Source organism: Persicitalea sp., from assembly GCF_041751555.1.
Classification (GTDB): domain Bacteria; phylum Bacteroidota; class Bacteroidia; order Cytophagales; family Spirosomataceae; genus Persicitalea.
The window spans coordinates 1-4,469 of record NZ_JBGSXF010000159.1 but is presented as its reverse complement, the minus strand read 5'-3'; the positions used below and the strand labels follow the sequence as shown (position 1 = coordinate 4,469).

4 protein-coding genes are annotated in these 4,469 nt (G+C 51.8%); 3 read left to right on the top strand and 1 reads right to left on the bottom strand.

Annotation, left to right across the window (positions count from 1 at the left end; translation table 11 throughout):
- Positions 1-152: 152 nt before the first annotated feature.
- Entirely contained in the window at positions 153-989 is an 837-nt protein-coding gene (locus tag ACEW8P_RS05525) for a DUF547 domain-containing protein (RefSeq protein WP_373512108.1), read from the bottom strand.
- 206 nt (positions 990-1,195) lie between these two features.
- Here ACEW8P_RS05525 and ACEW8P_RS05520 point away from each other — a divergent pair, with 206 nt between their 5' ends.
- The 3 genes from ACEW8P_RS05520 to ACEW8P_RS05510 all read left to right on the top strand — a co-directional run.
- Positions 1,196-2,203, top strand: coding sequence for a Gfo/Idh/MocA family protein (locus ACEW8P_RS05520; RefSeq protein ID WP_373512107.1), 1,008 nt, complete (start codon positions 1,196-1,198; stop codon positions 2,201-2,203).
- Positions 2,204-2,224: 21 nt separating this feature from the next.
- Positions 2,225-3,577, top strand: coding sequence for a Gfo/Idh/MocA family protein (locus tag ACEW8P_RS05515; protein ID WP_373512106.1), 1,353 nt, complete (start codon positions 2,225-2,227; stop codon positions 3,575-3,577).
- 83 nt (positions 3,578-3,660) lie between these two features.
- Positions 3,661-4,469, top strand: an 809-nt coding sequence (locus tag ACEW8P_RS05510) for an MFS transporter (RefSeq protein ID WP_373512105.1), incomplete at its 3' end; no start/stop codon positions are given.

Genomic DNA, 4,469 nt, shown 5'->3' with positions numbered 1-4,469 from the left:
GCACTTGCCGTGGTACCTGTTGCTGGATGATGAGCTGAAACCCGGAAAGCACACCCTCAAACTAACCATCGCTGACACAAAAAATCCGGCAAGCGTCGGAAACGCCTGCCGGATCGTGCATTTGCTGGTGAACGAGTAATGGAAAGGCTGCTTTACTTTTCCTGATCGTTTAGCGACCAGTCGTAGTCCATAAAGGTAATTTTGGCGTCTTTGTTCAGCTTGGTATTGGCGTACTCATTGACCCAGTCGACTACCGTATCGTCGCCGCGCTTAAAGTCCTTCTTGTACCAATCGAAATAAGGCGAGATTTGGGCTTCATTGGCACTTATGATCTTATTCTTAGCCGGATCGTTAATAAATTGCTTGCCCTGATCACGGAGCTGTTCGTCCAGAATCTCAGGAACATAGGCTTCCTGACGCAGGTCGGGGCATGATTTAGCAGCACAGACCAACGCAAAGTGAAAGCGCGGATCGTCCTTGAAGCGTTTACGGAGCGTTCCCTGCTCGATTTTATTAAGGTCGTACTTTTTGTCCCCAATCTCAAAAAACTTGATGTCCCAGGGCGTGTTGACGAAAGTCGCCTGCAAGTCGGGGCCAATGTCCTTGATACTTTCCACGGGGTAGTTTTTCAAAATCAGCTTGACCGTGTAGGCATTGTAAGCGTTGATCCAGTAGGCCATTTCCTGGTCTTCGGTCCACTCGCCCTTCACGACGGGCGTATTGCTGAGTAGTGCCAGATACTCGTCGAGTTTGGCTTCGTCTTCGGCCATGCCTTTGTAGTCCACGCGGCCCTTGTCGTTGACGTGAGCTTTAAGCAGATCGTCCCACTTCTGATGGCTGATGGGTAGTGAGGCGTATTTCCACTCGTCTTTGTCTTCTTTTACTTCTTCGGCCGACTTCTCCGAGTCGGGCTTGTTGTCGGGTCCACAGGCCGCCGCAACAAACAATAGGAGCAAGGCGGTAAAGTAGGTCAGTTTTTTAACTAGCATAAAAAGAATTTTTAAGTTTTCCGTAAAAAGATTTTTTCAGATAAAACAGTCAGACCAATATACGTTGTCTTGGGGTATCTTGGTTGCGGCCGACTCTTTGGGGAAACCCTTACGCACAATTTGACGTGTCCTATTGCGCAGCGCAATTAGTAAATAATCCTTAAAGCAAAAGGTAGAGGACGGATTCAATCGTCTTTCATTAACCTATGAGGTACAACCAAGACCGAAGAACATTCATGAAGTCAGCCGCGATTACCGGCCTAGGGCTTTCCGCTCTCAATTTTGGGGATCTGCAAAGCCTGGCGGGCAAGCGGGTCGGCATCATTGGCCTCGACACCTCGCATAGCGTGGCGTTCGCCAAAGTACTCAACGCCGCTGAACCCGATACCGCTTACATGGGCTACCGCGTCGTGGCCGCTTACCCGAAAGGTAGTCCCGACATCGAATCCAGCACAAAGCGCGTTCCTGAATACACCGAAACCGTGAAAAAGTTAGGCGTAGAAATCGTGGATTCCATTCCTGCCTTAGTGGATAAAGTAGATGTGGTGCTTTTGGAAACCAACGACGGTCGTCCGCACCTGGAACAGGTACTTCCTGTACTGAAAGCGGGCAAGCGGGTATTCGTGGACAAGCCCATCGCGGGTTCGCTGGCCGACGCAGTGGCTATTTTCGAAGCTTCGGAGCGGTATAACGTGCCCCTCTTCTCAGCTTCGTCGCTACGCTATACTAAAGGAATCGAGGGTTTGGATAAGAGTACAGTCGTAGGAGCGGACACGTTCAGTCCGGCTTCGCTCGAAAAAACACATCCCGATTTATTCTGGTACGGCATCCACGGCGTCGAGCCGCTGTTTACTGTCATGGGAACAGGTTGCCAAAGCGTAAAGCGCATCTACACCGAACAGACTGACATTGTAGTAGGCTTGTGGGCCGATGGCCGCGTCGGTACTTTCCGCGGAACCCGCTCCGGCAAACATGAGTACGGTGGGACGGTTTTCACGCAGAACGGCAATGTAGTACTCGGCCCTTATGCAGGATACGAGCCTTTGCTAAAAGAAATAATCCAATTTTTTGAAAGTGGAAAACCGCCCGTTTCTCCGCAGGAAACGCTGGAAATTTACGCATTCATGGAAGCTGCCGACGAAAGCAAGCGGCAAGGTGGCGCGGCGGTAACGCTGGAAAGCGTGATGAAAAAGGCACAATCTAAAAGAAATTAAATTCAGACATTCTCCAATACTATGACACTCCAAGCCAACTCACGCCGCGATTTTGTTAAGAAAGCCCTAACTGGCACCGCCGCGCTATCGCTGGGCGGAATGCTTCCCGCCTTCAGTCCGAAAAGTTACGCCCGCATCCTGGGGGCTAACGAACGGGTAATGTTGGGCTTGATGGGTGTCAACAGTCGAGGGCTGGCTTTGGCCTCTAATTTCGCCGTTCAGCCTAACTTTGAGGTGATCAGTATTTCAGATGTGGACACCCGCGCCGCCGATAAATGTATTCAAACGGTTGCCGACCTGACAAAGAGAGCGCCCAACGCAATTCCCGACTTTCGCAAAGCTCTGGAAAACAAAGATATGGATGCCCTGGTAATCGCCGCGCCCGACCACTGGCATGCTCCGGCGGCTATTCTGGCATCGAAGGCAGGCAAGCACGTTTACCTCGAAAAGCCCTGCAGTCACAACCCCAACGAAGGCGAAATGCTGGTGGCGGTGGCCAAGAAATACAAGAACGTCATCCAGATGGGCAACCAGCGTCGCTCGTGGCCCAATGTGGCGGCGGGCATCGCCGAAGTGCAGGGCGGCACCATCGGGCGACCTTATTTTGCCAAAGGCTGGTACACCAACAACCGCCCTTCCATCGGCATCGGTAAGCAGGTACCCGTTCCCGAATGGCTCAACTACGACCTCTGGCAAGGCCCCGCGCCACGCAAGCCCTACCAGGACAACCTGATTCACTACAACTGGCACTGGTTCTGGAATTGGGGAACGGGTGAAGCCCTCAACAACGGTACTCACATGGTTGACCTCATGCGCTGGGGCCTGGGCGTAGATTACCCCACCCAAGTTACCTCGTCCGGCGGACGCTACCGCTACCAGGATGACTGGCAAACACCCGATACGCAAGTGATTTCGCTGGAATTTCCGAATAATACGGCTATGACCTGGGAAGGGCGGAGTTGTAACGGTCGCCGGATCGAGGGCAACTCGGTGGGCGTCATGTTCTACGGGGAAGAAGGCTCCTTATTGATTGAGAGCGGTAACTCTTACAAGATTTATGATCTAGAAAATAAACTGGTCAAGGAAGTAGAGAACGACTTGCAGATCGACCCGCGTAACAAAATGAACCCCTCGCAAGCTTTAGACGCCTTTCACTTCCAGAACTTTCACGATGGGATAACCAAAGGCGTTGCCCTCAAATCCGACATTGTAGCCGGACATCAAAGTACCTTACTCTGTCAGTTAGGAAATATCGCTCAGCGTTCGGGTAGTACTTTGGAAGTAGATCCCAGTAATGGACATATCAAAAATAATAAGGAAGCGATGAAGCTTTGGAAACGAGATTATGAGAAGGGTTGGGCGCCAACGGTGTAAATGGCTTTCGGTTAAACGCCATGGGGTCGGTACGCCGCAGCGGCCCCGCCTAAACAACTAAACTCTAAACAACTCCATAAAAAATGCCCTCAACCACTGTCGATGCCAGTTCGCTGAGCAAGCGCGACACCATTATTTCTATCCTGATTGTTGGGGTACTTTTTTTTATTTTCGGCTTCGTATCGTGGGTAAACGCGATCCTGATTCCTTATTTCAAGATTGCCTGCGAACTGACCAGTTTTCAGTCGTATCTGGTCGCGTTTGCCTTCTATATTTCCTACTTCGTGATGTCGGTGCCGGCGGCTTATCTGCTCAAAGCGGCGGGTTTCAAGAAAGGAATGATGGTCGGGTTTTGGGCCATGGCGCTGGGGGCGTTCATTTTCGTTCCGGCGGCTTATTCGCGTACCTACGAGATTTTTCTGCTGGGATTATTCATGATTGGGGTCGGGCTGGCTATTTTGCAGACAGCCGCCAATCCGTACATCACCATCCTTGGTCCCAAAGAGCGAGCGGCGCAGCGCATCAGTATCATGGGCATCGCCAACAAGGCGGCGGGTATTCTGGCCCCACTTCTCTTTGCCGCTGTGATTCTGCGGCCGACCGACTCCGACCTCTTCCAGCAATTGGCGACTATGGGCGACGCCGAGCGCAACGCGGCCCTCGACGAATTGATCCGTCGCGTTATTACGCCTTATGCCACCGTCGGGACGATTCTTTTCATTCTGGGAATACTGGTTTATTATTCCCCTCTGCCTGAGCTCAACACCGAGCAGGAAAGCCCTGAATTGGCCGAGGCCAACGCTGGTAAGACCAGCATTTTCAAATTTCCCCACCTGATTTTGGGCGCAGTCGCCATTTTCCTGCACGTTGGTACGCAGGTCATCGCCATCGA